Annotated in this window: 17 protein-coding genes; 7 read left to right on the plus strand and 10 right to left on the minus strand. The window is 51.4% G+C overall.

Going from position 1 to position 21,294, the window contains the following annotated elements; all coding sequences use genetic code 11:
- Positions 1-39: 39 nt before the first annotated feature.
- Positions 40-1,125 carry a Fe(3+) ABC transporter substrate-binding protein gene (locus tag ABFZ84_RS01720; protein WP_369312152.1) on the minus strand — a complete coding sequence of 362 codons (1,086 nt, stop codon included), beginning with the start codon at positions 1,123-1,125 and terminating at the stop codon, positions 40-42.
- Positions 1,126-1,262: 137 nt separating this feature from the next.
- Positions 1,263-2,285, minus strand: a complete 1,023-nt coding sequence (locus tag ABFZ84_RS01725; protein ID WP_369312154.1) for an ABC transporter ATP-binding protein — start codon at positions 2,283-2,285, stop codon at positions 1,263-1,265.
- A gap of 160 nt (positions 2,286-2,445) precedes the next feature.
- On the opposite strand from ABFZ84_RS01725, the gene ABFZ84_RS01730 reads away from it, so the two are divergent.
- Positions 2,446-4,062 (plus strand): ABC transporter permease, encoded by a 1,617-nt coding sequence (locus tag ABFZ84_RS01730; RefSeq protein WP_369312156.1) that lies wholly within the window; start codon positions 2,446-2,448, stop codon positions 4,060-4,062.
- Positions 4,063-4,093: 31 nt separating this feature from the next.
- Here ABFZ84_RS01730 and ABFZ84_RS01735 read toward each other — a convergent pair whose 3' ends face one another.
- Both ABFZ84_RS01735 and ABFZ84_RS01740 read right to left on the minus strand, forming a co-directional pair.
- Positions 4,094-5,383 (minus strand): amidohydrolase family protein, encoded by a 1,290-nt coding sequence (locus ABFZ84_RS01735; RefSeq protein WP_369312158.1) that lies wholly within the window; start codon positions 5,381-5,383, stop codon positions 4,094-4,096.
- The gene (locus ABFZ84_RS01740; RefSeq protein WP_369312160.1) at positions 5,380-6,903 is read right to left on the minus strand and encodes an amidohydrolase; all 1,524 of its coding nucleotides are present in this window, start codon (positions 6,901-6,903) and stop codon (positions 5,380-5,382) included. Before ABFZ84_RS01740 ends, ABFZ84_RS01735 begins: the two co-directional genes overlap by 4 nt.
- Positions 6,904-7,073: 170 nt before the next feature.
- Here ABFZ84_RS01740 and ABFZ84_RS01745 point away from each other — a divergent pair, with 170 nt between their 5' ends.
- From ABFZ84_RS01745 to ABFZ84_RS01755, 3 genes are read left to right on the plus strand one after another with little or no spacing between them, the layout of a single operon-like run.
- A complete protein-coding gene (locus ABFZ84_RS01745) occupies positions 7,074-8,798 on the plus strand; it encodes an alkaline phosphatase D family protein (RefSeq protein WP_369312162.1) in 1,725 nt (574 codons plus the stop codon).
- Entirely contained in the window at positions 8,798-9,361 is a 564-nt protein-coding gene (locus ABFZ84_RS01750; RefSeq protein ID WP_369312164.1) for a hypothetical protein, read from the plus strand. Before ABFZ84_RS01745 ends, ABFZ84_RS01750 begins: the two co-directional genes overlap by 1 nt.
- Complete coding sequence (locus ABFZ84_RS01755) at positions 9,358-10,365, plus strand: adenosine deaminase (RefSeq protein WP_369312166.1); 1,008 nt, start codon at positions 9,358-9,360, stop codon at positions 10,363-10,365. Before ABFZ84_RS01750 ends, ABFZ84_RS01755 begins: the two co-directional genes overlap by 4 nt.
- A 9-nt stretch (positions 10,366-10,374) precedes the next feature.
- On the opposite strand, the gene ABFZ84_RS01760 is transcribed toward ABFZ84_RS01755, so the two are convergent.
- Positions 10,375-10,920, minus strand: coding sequence for a lipid-binding SYLF domain-containing protein (locus ABFZ84_RS01760; RefSeq protein WP_369312168.1), 546 nt, complete (start codon positions 10,918-10,920; stop codon positions 10,375-10,377).
- Between the two features lie 223 nt (positions 10,921-11,143).
- Between ABFZ84_RS01760 and ABFZ84_RS01765 the strand changes: the two genes are divergently transcribed.
- Complete coding sequence (locus ABFZ84_RS01765; RefSeq protein ID WP_369312170.1) at positions 11,144-11,512, plus strand: DUF423 domain-containing protein; 369 nt, start codon at positions 11,144-11,146, stop codon at positions 11,510-11,512.
- A gap of 224 nt (positions 11,513-11,736) precedes the next feature.
- On the opposite strand, the gene ABFZ84_RS01770 is transcribed toward ABFZ84_RS01765, so the two are convergent.
- The 3 genes from ABFZ84_RS01770 to ABFZ84_RS01780 all read right to left on the minus strand — a co-directional run bounded on the left by ABFZ84_RS01770 (position 11,737) and on the right by ABFZ84_RS01780 (position 16,522).
- The gene (locus ABFZ84_RS01770; protein ID WP_369312172.1) at positions 11,737-12,120 is read right to left on the minus strand and encodes a hypothetical protein; all 384 of its coding nucleotides are present in this window, start codon (positions 12,118-12,120) and stop codon (positions 11,737-11,739) included.
- Positions 12,121-12,287: 167 nt separating this feature from the next.
- A complete protein-coding gene (locus ABFZ84_RS01775; RefSeq protein WP_369312174.1) occupies positions 12,288-14,921 on the minus strand; it encodes a TonB-dependent receptor in 2,634 nt (877 codons plus the stop codon).
- Positions 14,922-15,340: 419 nt separating this feature from the next.
- Complete coding sequence (locus ABFZ84_RS01780) at positions 15,341-16,522, minus strand: ATP-binding response regulator (RefSeq protein WP_369312177.1); 1,182 nt, start codon at positions 16,520-16,522, stop codon at positions 15,341-15,343.
- Positions 16,523-16,722: 200 nt separating this feature from the next.
- Here ABFZ84_RS01780 and ABFZ84_RS01785 point away from each other — a divergent pair, with 200 nt between their 5' ends.
- On the plus strand, positions 16,723-19,482 hold the full coding sequence (locus tag ABFZ84_RS01785) for an ATP-binding protein (RefSeq protein WP_369312179.1): 2,760 nt from the start codon (positions 16,723-16,725) through the stop codon (positions 19,480-19,482).
- 3 nt (positions 19,483-19,485) lie between these two features.
- Here the strand turns inward: ABFZ84_RS01785 and ABFZ84_RS01790 are convergent, their stop codons facing one another.
- On the minus strand, positions 19,486-20,181 hold the full coding sequence (locus tag ABFZ84_RS01790) for a helix-turn-helix domain-containing protein (protein ID WP_369312181.1): 696 nt from the start codon (positions 20,179-20,181) through the stop codon (positions 19,486-19,488).
- 232 nt (positions 20,182-20,413) lie between these two features.
- Here ABFZ84_RS01790 and ABFZ84_RS01795 point away from each other — a divergent pair, with 232 nt between their 5' ends.
- Positions 20,414-20,617, plus strand: coding sequence for a phosphoglycolate phosphatase (locus tag ABFZ84_RS01795; protein ID WP_369312183.1), 204 nt, complete (start codon positions 20,414-20,416; stop codon positions 20,615-20,617).
- Here ABFZ84_RS01795 and ABFZ84_RS01800 read toward each other — a convergent pair.
- Positions 20,614-21,291 (minus strand): HAD-IA family hydrolase, encoded by a 678-nt coding sequence (locus tag ABFZ84_RS01800; RefSeq protein ID WP_369312185.1) that lies wholly within the window; start codon positions 21,289-21,291, stop codon positions 20,614-20,616. The genes ABFZ84_RS01795 and ABFZ84_RS01800 overlap by 4 nt on opposite strands.
- Between the last annotated feature and the right edge of the window lie 3 nt (positions 21,292-21,294).

Raw genomic sequence — 21,294 nt, forward strand, 5'->3', positions numbered from 1 at the left:
CGCCATAATGGCGGGCTTTCGTAAAAAGTTAGTGCAGAGTTATTGCCAACCGACCCGATCAAAAATACGAACCGCCTCGGCTTGTTTCTCTCCCAACGCTGAAACCGGCAGAGCATCGGGTTTAAAATCGGAATAGGCCGCAATGGGGCCGGCGGCCTCGACACCCGGCACCACGGGATATTCGTTATTACCACTGGCGAAAGCTTTTTGCGTTTCATCACGCAATAAGAATTCAAGCAGCTTCTCTGCATTTTCGGGGTTTGGCGCATATTTCGTAACACCCGCCCCAGAAATATTCACATGGGCACCATTGCCATCTTGATCCGGAAAGAACAGATCAAATTTTTCACCGATTGCGGCATTCTTTGCATCATCCGAACCGATGAAACGCGCCGTATAATATGAATTGACGATTCCCAATCGGCATATACCCGCAGCCACCGCTTCGATTTGGGAAGTGTCATTGCCTTGGGGCTTGCGGGCAAAATTCGCGACAACGCCCCGCGCCCACTCTTCGGCAGCTTCAGCACCGAAATGCGCGATACGCGACGCCAAAAGCGATTGGTTATAGATGTTCGATGACGACCGTACACAGATCATCCCCTCATAAGCAGGGTCCGCAAGGTCAGCATATGTCTCTAAGCCATCAGGCAATCCCATTTCTTTGTTGTAAATCACAATTCGAGCGCGTTTCGACAGGCCAAACCATTTATCATCCGGGTGCCGATATTGTGACGGCACGCGTGCTTCGAGCGCGGCGCTATCGGTACTGCGAAAAATACCGCGCTCATCAGCCCGCCAGAGAATACCTGCGTCGGCAGTGATGAAAATATCAGCGGGGCTTGCTTCGCCTTCTTGACTGATGCGTTCGATCAAGGCGTCACCACCAGCCTCAATAGTATTTACCTTGATGCCGGTCTCTTTGGTGAAGGCGTCAAAAATCGCCGCGTCTGATTCATAATGCCGACCGGAATATACATTGACCTCGCCGGCGTCGGGTTTCGGCTCTGCGCTCTTTGCGTCTGTCGCCGCGTCATCACCACAGGCAACAAGCGCGAGCGCACCAAGACTGATTGCCAACGCCGTGCCGAAACGAGGGAGTTGAGTAGAAATGATCTGCGCCATAAAAACCGCCATTCAATTAGTTGAGAATAATTCTTAATAGCGGATTTATAGGGTGCACTCAGAAATTGCAACAGCAATACCAAAGTAAATAGTAAGTCTGATGGCCTTAACTGTAGCCAATTCAGCCCCTCTCGAGCCTATCGGCCAAAGATAAAAGCTCGCTCCCAATCAACTGTCACATTCATTCGGGTGCCGTAATCCGGTGCTGCATCCATCAAGGCTGACAAATCCGCACCTTCGTCTGTTTCTAATCGCGCTAGCCAACCCGGCCCCGCAAAACGTGAATCTGCTACGTGAAAAGCACCGGCAGGATCCGGGATTGCCACCAATGTATCAGGGCGCACCACCGCAACCGCAGCACCATTATCCAATAAGCGCGATGCCCCATTAAGCGGCACCGGGCCTAAAAACGAATGAAATGCGCCATCTTTGATGTGTCCGGAAATTTTCTGGCTTCCCGGAAACAGCGACGCGCCCTCCGTGGTTTTTGGTGCTGCATACAATGTCTCTGGTGTCGCGACTTCGATAATCTCTCCCGCGCGCATTAGTGCGACCCGGTCACCCAAGGCCAATGCCTCTTCGGCATCATGGGTCACGAGCAATACGGCTGCATTTTGTTCTTTCAGCATACGGCGTAACCGCTCGCGCAGACTGCGGCGCAATGCGACATCAATACTGGCGAAAGGTTCGTCCAACAACAATGCCTTGGGTTGCCGGATCATCGCGCGCGCTAATGCAACCCGTTGTTGCTGACCACCCGATAGCTCGTGGGGATAACGGCGCGCGAGCTCCTTAATGCCAAAATGTTCTAGCTGTTCGGTCACCCGCGCTTTGACATCGGTCTGACCAACCAAACCGAACGCAATGTTTTTTGCCACCGTTAAATGCGGAAACAAAACATAGTCCTGAAACACCAACCCGATGGGTCTTTTTTCTGGTGGGGTCTCTTTTCCTGGCTCAGCAATCAGCCCGCCATCAAGCTCGACGGTCCCGGACTGTAGCGGCTCTAGCCCACCCGCGATCCGTAACAAGGTCGTCTTGCCGCAGCCTGAATGCCCAAACAGACAGACAATTTCGCCGGGCCTGACCTCTAGTGTGGCTCCGCGCACGGCCTTTACATCACCATAGCGATGCGAAATGTCCTGCAAGATCAGCGTCATGGCCGGTGTGTGCAATCCTTTTAACTGAATGCGGCCTCACCAAAAGCCGCCCACCGAAAACCGATACAAAACCGATTTTGCCGACGCCCTCAACGAGAAGGCTTGGGAAATGCCGCATTTTCGCATAGATGTCACGTGTTGAGAACGAGAATTAAGAACAATGGCGACCATATCAAGCAAAGATGCTCCTGTAAGCGCGGAAATTCGGCGGGTTAACCGCTTTTCGCCCGGCGTCGCGGCAATCATTCTGATCGCGCTTCTCGCCGCCGCACCGATCATCGCAATTGTTCTCGGCGCTGTTCATGCTGGGCTTGGCGAGGCACAGGCGCATATGTTCTCGGTTACGGGTGCCCGATATTTGCGAACGACATTGTTGCTTTGCTTTTTTGCAGGCACAGGTGCCGCAATTATCGGTGCCGGTGCGGCTTTGTTGATTTCACTCACAGAGTTTCCGGGACGGCGGATCTTGGCCGTCGCGTTGGCTCTTCCCTTTGCCATTCCCGCCTATGTGGGGGCTTATGCGTATGGTGATCTGTTTGGGCCATTCGGCCTTATTGCGAGCATCGTTGGCGCAAGTGATCTGCCGGAGATCAGATCACTGCCGGGTGCCGCCTTTATCCTGATGCTGACGACCTATCCCTATATATACCTCGCGATGAATGCGGCCCTCGCATCGAGATCATCATCATTGATGGAGGCCGCCCGGGCCCTAGGCGTAAGCCCCGCCCGTGCGGCCATTGATGTTTTGTTCAAAATTAGCCGCCCTGCTTTTATTGGCGGGCTGGCGCTGGCGCTCATGGAAATTGCGGCCGATTACGGCGTCGCAGATTATTTTGGCGTGCCAACACTAAGTGTCGGGATTTTTCGCACGTGGTACGGGATGGGTGATCTTGCGGCCGCGATGCAACTCGCTGCGGGATTATTTTTCCTGGCTCTGCTACTCGCAATTCTGGAAAGCGCTGGTCGTCGCGGCCGCGCCACCGACGACACCCGCGCCCTTCGCGCAAATCACCGTCTAAAACTTTCTGCACCCCACGCAACACTCGCCGTCTTTGCCTGCGCGCTGCCGGTTTTGTTTGGCTTCATCGCACCGAGCGCGGTGCTGCTATCGTTGATGAACCTCAACCAAAGCGGACACGCGGTCACTGCACTCACGAAAGCGGGTGTCAACACCGCTCTCATCGCGGCTATCGGTGCCGCTGTGGCAATAACAATCGCATTGATATTGGCATATGGCACACGCAGAGCCCGTGGCCGTATTGCGCAATTCTTTTTACGCTTGGCCACCCTCGGTTATGCGGTCCCTGGCGCAGTAATGGCGATTGGCATATTGGCGCTTACGGCCAATTTGGGGCGCATATCCGGGCTTGCCGCAGCCGGCGGCATCGCTGCTCTTCTCTACGCATATGTGGCGCGGTTTTTGACCGCCGGATATAACGCCACAACCGGTGGTCTCGAACAGATTAGCCCGCAGATGGACGCCGCTGCAAAAATGCTTGGGGCTGGTCCAACCCGAATATTGCGCGACCTTCACTTGCCGCTGGCACACCGTTCAATTCTGGCGGGTAGTGCGATCATTGCTATCGATATCGCCAAAGAGCTTCCGGCCACGCTGATTCTGCGACCATTTAATTTTGAAACGCTCAGTACACATATCTATAGACTTGCAGCCGATGAGCGTCTCGCGGACGCCGCACCGGCTGCACTAATCTTGATTGTGCTTGGGTTAATTCCAACCTTGGCCCTGAGCCGTCTCAACCGCCAAACGATCGGTTAAATCGTCACCGGTTGAGACTGTTGACCAACAGCTATTCGTCACCGCGATAAGCAAAGGGTAAATCACTGCGGGTTAGGTCGCGATATCGCTCCATCAGCATTTTCTGACGCGTATTGAGGTCTTGCGCACGCCCGGCAATAAACACGGCTTCAGGCCGGGTCGTTAGCTCAAGCGGATCACCATCCCACACAACGACATCAGCCATTTTGCCTACTTCAAGCGAACCAAGCTGATTACCAACACCATAGATTTCGGCTGGGGTTAGTGTAATCGCCCGAAGCGCGGCCGCAGCCGGCAGCCCCTCAGTCACTGCGTTGCCAGCATGTTGACGGATGAGATGGGCATTATGAGTATCGGCGAAGAAAGCAATCTTCACACCCGCACGCTGTAACCGCGCAGCGTTTTTAAGCGTCGAGTCGATATCCTCAAATTGATACGGCAAATTGGCCAGACCCGAAATGATGACCGGAATATTCGCCGACACCAATTCATCCGCCACACGCCATGCCTCAGTCCCGCCGACAATGATAACGTTTAGACGATAGGTATTCTTCAATCGAATGACCGAGCGAATACCGTTTGCACTATTGACTTGAACGATCAATGGTTGCGTGCCACTGACCACCGACCCAAGCGCTTTGAGGTCTGCCAAGGCAAATCGATCATTACGCGGACGACGCATATATTCATTCGGATTGGCCTGATACGCTCTCGCTTCATCGAGATACTCGCGAAGCACGGCCCATGCGCCCATTCGGGTGTCGCCAGCGCGCGCAGCACCGCTATAGCCCATGACCGCGACCTGCGCTGCCTCAGCTTTGGTGACAGAATTCGTCCGCCCCGAGAGGTCGATCACCGCCGCACGACCACCAAATAGCTTATCGCCCGCAGATGGCGCAGACAGCGCCCGCGTCACGCCCTCGGCACGATTAACCGGGATCAATACTGATGACGGATTATATGCATCAATTGAATTTAATGCAGCGCTCAACGGAAACCCCTCAGACGGGCTGGAATCATTGGCCTCTTTATCCAAGCCAATTTCGACGAGGCCGATCTGGGTATAGGGTGCGAACAAACCGGGGGTGACAATTTTACCGGTCGCGTCAATGACCGTCGCGCCCGCTGGGGCAGTCAAATCAGCACCAATTTCCGCAATCCGTCCATCGTGAATGATAACGTCACCGTTTTCAATCACATCGCCGGAAACAGTGTGAACCTGACCATCCATGATCGCTGTGGTTTGGGCGGTCGCAACAGAGAGTACAGCGATACCCGATGCCAAGAGGCTACTGAGTGTTTTTTTCATCATCTTGTTCATTGTCCTGCACCGCCTGTGAAGCTGTTGTCATGTTGACCAATTTCAAAATCCATCCTCGGAGAGAGTGAAGGATCAGCACGATCAAACATCAGTGCACCATCAATATATACTTTCTCTGCCCGGGCGTAGACAGAGAACGGGTTACGGTTCCACACAACCACATCGGCCATTTTTCCAGTTTCTAATGTGCCGGTCTGGTCAAGAATACCCATCGCTTTTGCCGGATTTGCGGTAATCCATCCGATCGCATCTTTGGGTTGAATGTCGAACCCAATGCGACGCCCATCCGCCATTGCTTTTGCGGCCTCTTGATTAAGGCGCTGAATGCCGTTTTCGTCATCCGAGTGGATAATCGCACAACCATTCGGTTGGGCATCAACTAATGCCGCATTTTCACCGACCGTATCAAAAGCCTCTAGCTTAAAGCCCCACCAGTCAGCCCAAACCGCTGCACAAACATTATTCTTAGCAAGGTAATCAGCAATTTTGTAAGCTTCGATTGCGTGGTGGAATGTGGTGACTTGGTAACCAAATTCCTTGGCAATATCCAAAATTTGAACCATTTCGTCCGCACGATAACAATGCATATTGACGACAACGTCACCTTCTAGCGCGCCCGCCAAGGTTTCTAGTTTTAGGTCGCGTGTTGGTGCGTTTGGTGCGTTGTCCGATTTATCTTTGCTGTCGTCATTTTGCCAATCGTCAAAATCGCGCCAATAGTCTTCCCATTTTTGTTGATACGCTTGGGCCTCGATCCACGCTGCGCGATAACCCGCAACATTGCCCATACGTGTACCGGGGCCACCGCGCTCGCCATAGACACGTTTTGGATTTTCACCGCAGGCCATTTTCAAACCATAAGGTGCATTCGGAAATTTCATTCCCTGTACAGAGCGTGATGGTACATTTTTAAGTACCACAGAGCGCCCACCAAAGAGATTAGCGGAGCCAGGTAAAATTTGAAGCGATGTCACACCACCAGCGAGCGCACGGGTAAACCCTGCATCTTGTGGCCAAACCGAATGCTCAGCCCATACATGGGCAGTGTTCGGGGATGTGATCTCGTTTCCATCTGATGTGGAAGCCGTCGATGGCACCGGATAATCACCAAGATGGGAATGAATATCGATCACACCTGGTGTAATCCATTTGCCCTCTGCATCGACGCTTTTTGTGCCTTCAGGAAGGGTCAACGTCCCCGCCTCGCCGACCGCCGTGATCTTACCGTCTTGTATCAACACAGCGCCATCATTAATGCGCTGGCCAGTACCCGTGAGCACTGTCGCCCCGGTCAATACAACGGTCTCGCCCGGATAAGGCTTATAGGTAGATGGGAACGGATCAGCCGGCGGCCGGACTGGCTCTTCGCTAGCTTTTTTTGCGGCAGCCGTCTCGGTCTTTTCGACCTTTGTGGCGGGCGTCGCGGCGTCACTTTCTGGTTCGTTGCTTGGCTGCGAACAAGCGCTTAGCATAAGCGCGGGCATCAGAACGGTGAGTGCCGTCCTTCCGATTTTTTGCATACTATCCCTCAACATGCTGCGTGACACACTTCGTAAGTGCTCAATGTTATGTCATAAGACTAGCGTAAAATATCCGTGCGACCACCCCGCACCAATATTTAAGGTGCGGTATATTTTCCTTGCCAGATGTTCAGCTGGGCAATGACAAACCGTCAAGAGGGGATTTCACCATGACCGCAATCACAAGGCGCCTTGCTTTAACGTCGGGCCTTGCGGCTGGCGCAGCATCTTGCGCAACCACACCAAAAATGACCCCTTATGACGCGGTCACAACCGCACCGTCTGGCGTTTTTGCACATGGCGTCGCGAGCGGCGACCCTGGTGCGACGGATGTGGTACTCTGGACGCGGTTAAGTCTTTCAACCACGGATGTCACAATCCGCACAGACGTGAAATGGCAAGTCGCCAATGACGAAAGCTTCTCAGATATTGTTGCAGACGGGAACGCCCAAACCAGCGCAGCGCAAGATTGGACAGTCAAAACATTAGCCGGTGGGTTAGAGCCCGGTGCGACGTATTTTTACCGCTTCAAAATCGGCGACATCACCTCACCCATTGGACGCACAAAAACGCTACCCACCGGATCGATTGATCAAGCGCGCTTTGCTGTCCTGTCATGCGCCAATGTGCCGTTCGGGTTTTTCAACGTATACGATCTAGTTGCACGACAAGATGACATCGATGCAGTACTGCATCTTGGGGATTATATCTATGAATATGGTCGCGACGGTTATGGCGGTGCGGCGGGCAAAGCATTAAACCGTGAGCATCAACCGGTGCATGATTGTGTATCCTTAAACGATTACCGAACACGCCACGCCCAATATAAAGCGGATCCCGCTAGCCAAGCGATGCATCAGCGTCACTCGATAATTCCCATCTGGGACGATCACGAGGTCGCGAATGACACATGGAAAGGCGGCGCAGAACACCATGACCCAGCACTCAATGGTGATTGGAATGCCCGCCGTCGCGCCGCACTACAGGCCTATTATGAATGGATGCCTGTGCGCGAGCCAGAGATGACGCCCACAGCGTTTTTCCGGTCATTTTCTTTCGGCGATCTGTTGACCATTGCCGCAATCGAAACGCGGCTCATGGCCCGCACGAAACAATTCGAATATTCCGAAATTATCCCGACCCTGCAAACGCCTGAGGACATAGAGCAGTTCAAAGAGACTGTATTATGGGACGAAACCCGTGAGATGTTGGGCGGCGCACAAATTGATTATCTTGATCGAACCTTCCGCAATTCTGTCGCCAGCGGGCAACCCTGGCGTCTGATCGCCAACCAAGTGACCATGGCGAAAGTAACCGCACCGGATTTGACCCCGCATGTCACCGAAGAAGATATCGCAGCGCTAGAAAAAGAATGGAAACCGGCTCGAGCTTTTATTCAATCATCAGCCCTCGAACTTCCATCAAATTTTGATGCGTGGGATGGCTATCCTGCGGCGCGTGAACGATTTTACGATTTGGCGCGAACAGCAGGTGATGATGGAATGATCGTTGTCACCGGCGACACCCACACATGGTGGGCCAATGATCTGGTTGATCGTGATGGTAATCAAATGGGTGTTGAGCTAGGCACCCATTCGGTTTCCTCTCCTTCCCCTTACAATAAAAATTTCCTCGGTGGAAAGGGTGCTGAATACGCCCTTTTAACAAATCAGAAAAACAAGGATGTTCGCTATATTTCGGGGGAACATCACGGCTTTATTCACCTGACCGTGAACCGCACAACAGCGCGTGCGGAATATCGCGCCGTCGACACGATTGAAACACCGTCATACAATGCGTTCACAAAAGTAGCCTTCGACATTAAGAAATCAAATGGTAGTGCAGCGTTTGACGGTACAGACGGCCTAACCTTTAAAGAGGGTTTCTTATTCTAGTGTCTTGGATCAACCGACGGATCGAAAAATCGACCTTCAGATCATTCTTGATCTGGTTTGCTCTCCTGTTCGGATATTCATATTGGGCATTCATGACACCCGGCCCGTGGCGTCGTGCGCTTGACGCCGCGGGCGGAAAACTGCCGGAGACGCAACCCGGTGTTCCAGCGATTGAGCCCATTCGCTCGCTTGAGGCATTAGGCCCCAACAATGCCGATTATCTTTTGTGGCAACTGTTGGACATTCCTTACATTGCATTTACTTTTCTTGCGACTGTTGCTGCGCTTTCAATTGGCCTCAAAGCGATCGGCAAAGAACATAGCCCATTGCGGTTTCTTCTTGTGCTGCCGGCAATCTATGTCATCGCTGAAATCGTCGAAAATAGTTTATTGGTTCTATTCGCGACCGGCATAGTCGGCACCAGCGAACCATTGGTGTTACTTCAACAATTCGCAACAACGATGAAATTTACGAGTGTCATGCCGGCAATGATATTGGTGCCGATTTCTGTCGTGATTGCGCTCGTTGCCCTTATCATTCGTATGACCCGAAAGAAATCATGAATAAAACTGAGCTGATGGCCTATGCCGCTGCCCTGCCGAAAGCGGAATTACACCTTCATATTGAAGGCAGTCTTGAACCAGAATTAATGTTCAAGCTCGCACAGCGAAACAAAATCGAACTTCCCTATAAGTCAGTCGAAGAAATTCGCAGCGCCTATCAGTTCTCGAACCTGCAGGATTTTCTGGATATCTACTATCAAGGCATGAGTGTTCTGCAAACGGAGGAAGATTTTTTCGACCTGACCATGGCCTATCTCAACCGCGTTCGTGCTGACAATGTTAGGCATGTGGAAATATTTTTTGACCCGCAGGGACATACGGCTCGCGGCGTTCCATTTGGTACCGCAATCGGTGGCATACTGACCGCGTTTAGTCTGGCGAAAATTCAGTTCGGGATGACCACCAAGCTCATCATGTGCTTCCTGCGACACCTCCCCGAAGAAGACGCCTTTGATACCCTAAAACAAGCAGAACCATGGCTAGACCAGATAAGCGGTGTCGGGCTTGATTCGTCAGAGGTTGGACATCCGCCCTCTAAGTTTGAACGCGTTTTCGCTAGAGCCAAAGAGCTGGGACTAAAGCTGGTTGCCCATGCGGGTGAAGAGGGCCCGCCAGAATATGTTTATGAGGCCCTTGACCAACTCACCATTGACCGATTGGATCACGGAAATAGATCGCTAGAAGACCAAGCATTAATCGAACGCCTCGTGCGCGAAGAAATGACGCTCACGGTCTGCCCGCTTTCCAACCTCAAGCTCTGCGTGGTTGATGATCTAACGTCCCATCCGATCAAACGAATGCTGGACCTTGGGCTGCGCGCGACAATCAATTCTGATGATCCGTCTTACTTTGGCGGTTATATGAACGAGAACTTCAAAGGCATCATCGACGCCCTTGATTTGTCCAAAGATGACGTCAGAACCCTTTGCGAAAACAGCTTTCGCGGGTCATTTTTATCGGACGGCGAAAAACGCGCCCAATTAGCAAAAATTGCGATGGTGTAGTCGCACGTTCTAATCGTTATGGATGCGCGAGATTTTCGATCCCTCAAGCGAGAGATTATACATCAACCCTTTGGAATCGAACACGAAGGCGACAATCGGCTGGCTGAGCTGTGTGGCATCAATCGCCCCACCCGCACCGACCGTGACTACAGTCACCGAAGCATCAACACCAATTTCCCACCCATTGCTCGCGCGAAATTTTTCCAATGCTTTAGGATCAAGAAATACGATCATCTGACGGCGCGCCTGTGCACCGAGCTGAAAACCAACGGAGGCCGATGCTGTCGAGTAATAGGACACAGTCTTACCGCCAACGCGCAACGCACCTTGTCCGTATTCACCGCCAATGCCGATCCCGGCTTTTTTGATTGAGGGAAAAACCAAAACGCCCTCCGCTTTGGCCAGAACGTCATCTGCGCCCGTAATATCTTCGCGGAATTCCGACAGTGCCTTGTCTGTACGCCGATCAATCTTTTCAGGCGATGCAGCACCTGCAATAGAAGGAATGCTCATCAACATGACGATTAGGGAAAGAACAGTCTTTTTTAACATCATAGCGCTCGCTTTCGATCATATAACGCAGCGGACAAACTCTTTTGGGTTTTGGCTCTTATAGCCTCTGGCCGGTTTCTCGCCAGATTTTGAGGCAATTTAGTGGCAGTTATCTTAAATTGATGCTTACAGTTTCTCCATCCGAACGGACCGCACCCGCCAAGCGGATAGAATTATAGCGAAAAACACTATAGTCACCGATTTCATTGAAAACGAGGACCATTCTATGAAACCACTTATATTGGCGGCTGGCGTTAGCGGCTTCATTGCTGTCGCCTTAGGGGCTTTTGGTGCGCACGGCCTCACGCTCTCATCCGAAGCGACGGGATGGTGGAACACCGCAAGTCATTATTTCCTTATTCACAGCGTTGCGGCGCTTTTTCTTTCTGGCCAACGCCGCCCTATAGCCGGTTGGGCATTTATCGCAGGATCAGTATTTTTCGCAGGTTCTCTTTACGTCATGGCGCTTGGCGGGCCACGCATACTCGGCGCACTCACCCCCATTGGCGGTCTGTGTTATTTGATTGGTTGGGCCATCATTGCTTTAAGCGGTATGCGGAACATCAACGCCGCCGACGCAGAATCGGTACAATAATCGACACACCAATCGCCGAATTAAGCGCAATAAACCCAATAATTGTAATCTCAATAATACCCATCGGTCTCTCTCCCCAAAGACAACAATGAACATGCGTCAGTTGGGCCAGTATTCGTGGTGGAAATAAGGCGATCCTGTGACAAGGCAAGGGGATTGGTTATTCACAGCCACTCACAAAAACGCGACCATTGGCATTTGCGAGACATGCTATGCGGCTCATTCTACGCGGAATTCATTGATTTTGCTGCGACCCGTAAAAAGTCTAGCCCGATCAAAATCACACCCGCCGCAACCCCGCGATGGATGGTGCCTGTCATTTCATATACGCCATAACCGAAATGAACTAACGCCCCTATAATCGCAAACCGTACGATCATGTTCGCAACAAAATTGAGTCTGTTCGACGCTAAGCGTTTCTGATGCTGCTCTGGTGTTTCGTCACGGCTGCGTGTTCTGATCCGAGAAAGGTCCGGCTGAACGCTAACCTGTCGCGCGGACGTTTGAACATCTGCAACTGCCGCGACGTTTGTTTCGCGACCAGCGAGACTCGCCAAGCGCGATGAACTGATCTGCGTCTCAAGACGCTGTTGGCTTCCGAATGCCATGCCTAAGAACTCCACCCGAACAATGGCGTTAAGATTGCCCTAGGCCGCATTGCGGTGTTCTAAAGAATTCAAATGCAATTTTAGCTATCTGGTATCGTCCGATATAAAAAAAGCGAGCGACCCGAAGGCCGCTCGCTCTTTCTCGTCCCCTCCCGACACGTCCGGTGCTAGAAGCTCTTGCGTACAGTCACACCATAAGTCCGAGGTGGATTGGTGTAACCTGAGGCACTACCCGACTGCACAACAGTTGGGAAACCTTGCAAGTAGTATTCGTCATCAGTGAGGTTGCGTCCCCAAACCATGACTTCGAAACCGCTTTCAGTTTCGATGCCAATGCTGGCATTCAGCACATTCACTTCACGTGTAAGGCTTGCAGGAACATTTTCAATCAACGACACATCTGATTCGTAGATATATTCGATACGACCATAACCACTCACCGTGTCACTAAAGTTATGTGAGTAGGTGGCTGACGTTGTCAGGCTGACTTCATGAACGCCCGCAACGCGTGTTCCAGAGAGGTCACGGAAATCTTCGCCAGCGCCACAGTTGACCACATCAAATGGCGTACAACCGGCACCAGTGAATGAGTCATACTCTGGATCAAGATAGGTCAGCGCGAATGTCAGTGTTAGCGGCTCGAAAACCTGATAGAGAGATTCGATTTCAAATCCGCGTACTGACTGTTCACCGGCATTGGCGAGATCGAAGCCGGTGCCGTTAAAGACGTTCGACTGGAAGCCTTCGATTTTCTGATCGAAAATCGCAAAGTTGATATAGCCGCCATTAAAGTTTGTCTTGACGCCAAGCTCCAAAAGACGAACGTCCTCTGGTTGCGCTGTCCGACCGAAGCCAGTCAAAGGATCGGGCGGACGTGAGTCAGATGATAGATTGAAAGCACCCGCCTTAAAGCCCGTCGCATAAGTGAAATATGCATTCAAGCTGTCAGTAAGGTCATAACCAAGGCGTGCTGTCCAGGCGATGTCGTCACTATCAAGCTTACCGTCATCCAGCGGATCAGCAGGATTCGGGAAATTGACTTGTGGCGCAAAGAACTGAGCCGCAGTCAAGGCAGCAAATGGGTTCAATGATGGATCAGCCGCAAGCGCCCCTTGCGCCCCCGCTAATGCACCGTCACGCGCCGCTGTAAAGGCTGTCGGATTGCTGCCTGCAAGCGTTTGCGCAGCAACAAAGAACGGCGTTGGGTTGGTTGGGTCGAACGGTGTACCAATCAGATTGCCCATAATCGTGGCAGCCACGAAAGAACCGCCTGCCGACATATCGAACAATGAGAATGAGTCAGTCAGATTGCTGACGCCCGTCGCTGATTTGCTGTCATTGATATAAGAAATACCACCGCTAAGCGTCAGGCGATCAGTGACATCGAAATCAAACTGGCCAAATAGCGAGTATGATTCGTTATCCATATTATAGGTACCAAAGACACCTGAACCAGGTACAAATGATGCCCCAAATGGGATTGGCGTTACTGGACCAAACTCAGGGAACAAGGCTGTCGGCCCTGTGGTCAGCGCGCCAATCAACTGAGAACCGCCTTCAACGGTAAGAAGGTCCGAACCAAGTGGTGACAGAAGAATGTTGACGAAGTCACGCTGCTGCGTGCCAAACACAACATCACGCTGCAAGAAGACGTCTTCGTTAAAGTAGAAACCACCAATCAACCAATCGAGACGATTGTCGCCGGTCGAAGCCAAACGAATTTCTTGTGTGAAGGTTTCGTATGAACGATCTTGTGGGTTTTGCGCGAGGTCAGCACCGGAGAAATCAACGTCGGTATTACCGAAGTCACTTTGCTCACGATAGGCTGTGATGGAGGTCAACTGTGCGCCGCCCAAATCCCAATCACCCTGAAGCGAAATACCTTTACCTTTAAGAACGTTGAACGTTTCTGCATCAACCGCAACATTACGCGAAAACGGATCTGTACCGTCAGTAATTTCTTCACCAAGACCGCCAAATGCAACCGGTGCGCCGATGGCTTGGGTCGCGGGACCATTAAGAATAGTCACAGCACCACAGCAGTTTTCGTCGATTTTGTTGTAGTCACCAATCATACGGAATGAGAGGTTTTCAGTCGGCTCCCAAAGAAGCTGACCGCGAACAGCCCAACGGTCGCGTTCGTTCTGGTCCGTTCCATCAACAATGTTTGTGTAATACCCTTTACGGTTATTGGTGCTGCCTGAAACCCGGAAGGCCAGCGTATCGGTCAACGGGCCAGTCAAGCTGCCCTTGAAAAGGACTTGATCATAGTTGCCATAGCTGGCTTCGACGCTACCGCCCCAGTCAAATTCTGGCATTTTGGTAGTGATCGAAATCGCACCCGCCGACACGTTTTTACCAAACAATGTGGACTGTGGACCACGAAGAACCTCAACCCGTTCCAATGTCGGAAGGTCAAGAACGGCGGCCGCTGAACGAGAGCGATAAACACCATCAATAAACACACCAACCGAGCTTTCAATGCCGGGGTTGTTCGCGCCGTTACCAAAGCCACGAATGGTGAAGTTTGTTTGTGAAGAGTTTTGTAGCTGCGTAATGCGTAACGACGGCACAACGGTTTGCAAATCAATGAGGTCATTGATTTGAGATTTTTCAATTGTTTCTGCGTCAACAACACTAACCGCAATAGGCACTTCCTGCAGTGTCTGTGCACGCTTGGTTGCCGTAACAACGATTTGATCAGATTGCGCCGACACTCCTGTCGTAGCAACTGCACCCAACGCAACGCCCATGAGGAGCCGCGTGGAGAACACTTTTAAACCGGAATCCTGTTTCATCATCTAACCTCTGTTTTGCCCCCTCCCTGAATGGGGCGTGCCTAACCCGACTGATTTGCGCCGCCGGGTCTTGAAAATACTATTCTCTTTTTGATCGGGCCTCGTCCAGTAATGGAATGAGTTTCAACTGCGGTCCGACCAATAGCGTTACAAAATTACAACAAACTACAAATGCCAAACATTGCTGCACCGCAACAGTTTACGCGACACGCACGCCCGCTAAGGCGCTTCACCCAACAGCGTCGTTTCAATAGTTCAAAATTTTGTTAACGAGCTATGAGGATGACTTCAAAGCACAATTTCAAATTGCTGCGATGCGAAATAACTTCTTTCAGTATACTACTTATACTGACCGGGCATAACCCGCGCATATTCATTCCAAGTAAAGCGAAATAATCGATCGAATTTTGCAAGTTGAATTTTTATGCGACTTCGCGCCCTTGCTCTTGTTTCGTTTGTTTGGGCATTGAGCCAGGCATTTCATGAACGCGCCGCGACGGAAGAACAATGATTGCGCGCGTCCCCTCGTTCACGACGGAATCGATACGGAACGAACCACCATGCGCCTTGGCGATTGCTTGGACCAATGGCAGGCCAAGCCCCAATCCTTCGCGCGAACGCTGAAATGACATGTCGATCTGCTCAAACGGTGCCGTCACCTTGTCAAGTAATTCAGGCTTCACGCCTGGGCCGTTATCTTTGACCACAATGGCCAAATCGCCGCCCCGGGTTAACGCAGCACCGATCACGACGGAAACACCCTTCGGCGAGAATTTCACCGAATTGTCTACAAGCTTGCGTACCGCCTTGGCCACAAGGCCGCGATCACAACAAATTTCAAGGTTCTCCGAGCAAAGACGCTGAACAGGCGTTACTTCTGCAAGACGCAGGGTTTTTTCGATACTACCAAGCGCCTCTTCCATTATGTCGCCGAGGAATACATCCGTTTCATTGATCCCAATGGGGCCAGAGCGCGCATCAGACGCTAACAACATGTCAGAGACGGAATTCAACAACCGCCGACCACCATCAATAATATACTCCGCATACTCATTGTGCATATTGTCTTGCTGTTGATCAAAGCGCTCAGCAAGAATTTGACCAAAACCGATAATCGCATTTAATGGTGTGCGCAGCTCATGACTCATGACGGACATTAAGCTGTCTTTAAATCGCGCGCCGGCTTCGGCTTGGTCTTTTGCGGTCTTCAATTCGCGCCGGTCATCACTGGCACGCAGAACGAACTTCACCGCGTGATGGAATAGCGACCAGTTCATGGGCTTTGCTAAAAATGACGTTGCCCCCGACGCAAATGCACGATCGACCGCATCACTTTGATCACTCGCGGTTATAACCATGACTGGAATTTCGCATAGCGTTTCATCTTTACGAATAGCCTCGGTTAGCTCGTAACCGTTCATGTTGGGCATATCGATGTCTGAGATTACAAGGTCTGCATCCATCTTTTTAAGACGCGCAAGCGCTTCCGCACCATCTTCTGCGGTCGTGACGCTATAACCAGCTTCTTTCAGCTTTGCCGACGCCAATTCCCGCATAACAGGATCGTCATCAGCTAGCAGCACCACTCTTGCGCTATCAGACAAAGTCTTTCCCCTCCAGAACAAAAAGTCGCAAATCGCTTAACGCCGGCGCATTTACGCAACTTTTTCTTAACAATCACTTTCCGCGAAATCACAGATATAGAAATTAAATTTCAAGTAATTGCCGCCACTATCCTCTTACTCCGCAATATCCGGGAAAGGTCGAGGATCGTTAACTGGTGATTAAGCGCCGCTCCAGATCCATGCGCAGTCGTCTGACCGCGCTTGTTATCGTAGCCATTTTTGGCGCGGTCGTCATCGCGACCGCGTCATCTGTATGGCGCGAAACCGCACAATATGGTGCCGGAAAGCGAGCAGAACTATTTGCATCAGCCAATGTCTTTGCCTCGGCCATTTCTGAACATGTGGATAATAAAGATAAATCGGCGACGCTCTATTCATTACGGGCGATCTCTTACATTCCAACAATCGAATATGTAAAAGTTCAAACCACCGACGGCAAAACATTCGTTGAATTGGGCAGCGCAACTCAGATCATCAACAAGTCGTCTTTTCAGTTTTTTCCCGAGAATTCACCGCTGTCTATGCTGACTTCTCGGTCAGCTGTTGCGACTGTGCCGGTGGTTCAAGGCGGCAGGACCATTGCCAAGCTGACAATTCACGCCAACACCGGCGAATTGTCGAGCCGTATCGGGGTTTTGCTTTACGATGCACTCGTCGCCGCGATTTTCGCTGGCGGTATCGGTGTATTAATCGCACTCAAAATGCAGCGATCCATCACGGATCCTATTCTTAACCTCGCGCGGGTCATGGGCCGCGTTCGGGAATCCGGTGATTTTTCGGTGCGTGCAGAAAAAGCAGCTGACGAAGAGACTGCGCAACTGGTTGATACATTTAATACCATGCTTGATCACATCCAGGATCGCGACGTGATTTTGAAAACTCACCAACGCACGCTGGAAAAAACCGTCGAACAACGAACAAGCCAGTTACGCACAGCAAAAGAATCCGCAGAAGCCGCCAATCACGCAAAATCTGATTTCCTCGCGACAATGAGCCACGAGATCCGTACACCAATGAATGGTATGCTCGCCATGGCAGACCTTCTCAGCAAGGCCCGCCTTGCGCCGCGCCACCATCGTTACGCCGAAGTTATTGCAAAATCCGGCCAAAGCTTGCTGGCCATCATCAATGATATTCTTGATTTTTCCAAAATCGAAGCTGGTCGGCTGGAACTTGAACAAATCGCAGTGCGCCCAGCCGATGTTATCGACGATGTTGTCGGTCTTTTTTGCGAACGGGCCGCCACTAAAAAAATTGACCTCGCAGCCTATGTTGCCCCTGACGTGCCCGAAGAAATTGAGGGCGATCCAGTGCGGATCTCTCAGGTCATTTCCAATCTCGTTAATAATGCGCTGAAATTCACCGAAGAAGGTCATGTACTTGTCGCGGTCGAGGTCAAAAAGGGCACGAACCCATCAAGTAACGACAACGTCACGATTGAGTTTTCAGTTTCGGATACCGGTGTTGGTATTGCGAAAGATAAACAAGCAGCGATTTTCGAAGCCTTCTCCCAGGCCGATCAAACCACAACTCGTCGCTTTGGCGGCACCGGGCTTGGTCTTGCGATTTGTCGCCGCCTTGTAGAGGCCATGAAAGGTGATATCGGCCTGACCAGTAAGCCGAATAAAGGCTCTCGCTTCTTTTTCAACATGCCAACCCAAGTATTGAGGGCACCGCCAGCGATCCGGCAAGCCGAGGGCGAAAAACGCGCGCTTGTTGCGATCGAAGGAAACGCAGCGCCAAAAATGTTGGCACGCTACCTCCGCGAGACCGGCGTCATTCCACATATTCTAGAAAGCGGAACAGACCTTGGGCCACATATCGCCTATGCGGATATGATCTTTGCATCACCTGAGTTTTTCCATGGGTATCAGCGGTCAATCATGACCGGCAAAGCGCAATGGATACCTGCCCGAATTTGTGTCTGTGAACTTGGCGATACCGCACCTGACCAACTCCTTGAAAGTGGCATTGTCGAAGATATCTTGCTGGCACCCTTGTCCCGCCGCGAAGTTATGGATCAGATTGGCAGGATCTTTGATGACCGGCTTCGCGGAAAGGCAGCACTGAGCCACGCCGAGACCAACACACAATCGCATCTATATTTCAGTGGACAGAGGATTCTTGCGGCTGACGATAGCGCGGTCAATCGCGAAGTCGTGCATGAAGCATTGTCACGCCTCAATCTTAGCGTCACCCTCGCATCTGATGGACGCGAAGCGGTACATCGCGCCCAAAAAGAAGATTTTGATTTGATCTTGATGGATTGCTCAATGCCGGAGATGGACGGCTTTGAAGCAACCCAAGCGATCCGCGCACTTGAAAAACGGTCGAACCGAAAAGCGGTTCCTATTGTTGCCCTTACCGCTCATGTGGCCGGGAAAAGTGATGCCTGGCGTGATGCGGGCATGAATGATTACCTCACAAAGCCATTCACCCTCGATACGTTGGGTGGAGTTTTGACAAAATATCTCACGGTTGACGAAAATTATGTTCCGCAACCGGACGAGGATGACGTCGCGCCAACCCAACCCGTTGCGCCCCCACCGGCAACCGATGACGAAGAGCCAAACCCCGTATTCGACCGGACCGTATTGGACCAGATCGCCGCCATGCAAGCCGGCGGTGTGGACCTTCCCGTTCGGGCGCTCACTTTGTTTGAAGAACACTCTCGCAAAGCCATGAAAAACCTTGCGGACGCATTAAAGTCCGGCGACCACGAAGCCATTGCCAAGGCCGCTCATGCACTAAAATCCATGAGTGTAAATGTCGGCGCAAAAGCGCTTGGTTCGTCCTGCGGTGAAATTGAAGCGCAAGCTCGATCAGGCGCGACACTAAAAGCGATATCCGCACTATGCAAAATTACAGTTATGGAATTTCGAACCGCCCACAAAGCATTGCCAGACCTTATCGGCGAATTGCAACGATCCGTCGCTTAATGATTAGTGGATTTTAATCGACACGCGAACACTGCCAATTATTGATATTGCGCGCGTCACAGCGATTGTCGGATGACCTTTATCACTTGAATGTGGCTCAAGACGCGCCGAACCATTTTGATCCGCTGGCTGACCATCATCCCGACCAAGGCCGCTTCGCCACCGCCTGACAATCAGCGTTTCATTTACGTGTGCCAAACAAAAATCACCATTCTCTGGTAAGCGGTCATCATAATCGATGACCAACACAGTATCTGGTAGAAATGCTAAATTGACCGCCGGGTCGTTGATGAACACGGCGAAAAGTTTCGGTGCGCCCAACGTCACGGGAATATAATCTTCAGCCATCATATGCGGATCAGCTTTGGCATCCTGCACAAACAGCGCTGCCCCACGCAGTGAAATCACCGGCACATGACGCACGGGACGGCGGATATAGGCGGCCGCCGCATGTTTATCACTCTCCGCAGACGAACGATCACCCGCAGCAAGCCAATCAAGCGGCGCACCAAGCGCATCGGCAAGCTTTGCCAATGTTAAACGACGAGGGTCATGGACGCCACTTTCCCAATTCGCAATCGCGGGCTGACTAACCCCAACCCGATGCGCCAAATCTGATTGACTATAACCTTGGGCCTTTCGCGCCTGTCTTATGCGCTCGCCGATTGATCGGGCGATTACTTTTTGTGTGAATTCCATAATCCCCTCCATGGAAATATAAGATATACTTATAATATAAGTATGGGGCACGCTATAAAATTGTGCAGTTGGCACTGCGAAAACAAGATCATATGCTTATCTCATTGTTTTTGAAGGTTTTTACAAGTACACCGACAAGTATATTATTTTTCAAAAAGTGACTTGAAAAAATTAGGTTGTCTTATATCCTAATGCTCGTGGAAACGTTCAACTGCATAGATCGGGGTAAAATATGACTGACCTGTGTGACCGAGACGGAGCTAACCGTCTCGCGACAAAAATTCAGGATTTCTGGAAAAAACGTGGCTTTGACGTCAGCATTGAAGTGACGGACGAAGGCTTTGTGTCGACCATGCGATCTGCACGAAGTGACGTGCGGAGCAACATGATCAACGGCATGCCGACTAAATTTTTTGGTGAAGCTGCGGCCAGCTAAGCCAACAGAAGATTCTCAATCACCGACGCGGCTTCTCGATAATTCGCGAAGACGGCGGTTGCCTCCCCGGCCAGTTCCAATGGGCCGTAACCAAAATCGGCAATGGCACAGGGCAACCCAGTCGCCATTGCCGCTTTGATGTCTGTGTCACTATCACCGATAAACACAGCCTTTTTTGCGCCTGTCCGCTTTAGACATAAACTAACCGGTGCTGGGTCCGGCTTCGCGGCGACCGTTGTATCCGCCCCAACAATCGTTTCAAACAAATGATCGAGATTCAGCGTGGTCATAAGCTGAACGGCCATCCCTTCGCGCTTATTCGTACAAATGGCGCAAACCGCGCCGCGCGCGCGAAAGCCCTCAATCATCTCGATCACATATTCAAATGGGCGGGAATGATCGGCAATATTTTCCTGATAATATTTCAAGAATCGTTCAAGCGCTTCATCAAGTTCCGATTCGCTTGCGTCACGGTTGGCCGAGATTTCGAACCCACGCATCAACATACGTCGAGCACCATGCCCGACTAAATGGCGCACCTCGTTCGGGGCCACTGCGTCAAACCCCATATCGCCAAGCGCATGGTTCATGGACGCCGCCAGATCTTCGGCGGTATCCACAAGCGTTCCATCGAGATCGAAAATCAAAGCTGTACCGACAAGATCTTTGGTCATTGT

Origin of the sequence: Hyphococcus lacteus (assembly GCF_041058985.1) — a bacterium.
Taxonomy (GTDB): Bacteria; Pseudomonadota; Alphaproteobacteria; order Caulobacterales; family Parvularculaceae; genus Hyphococcus; species Hyphococcus lacteus.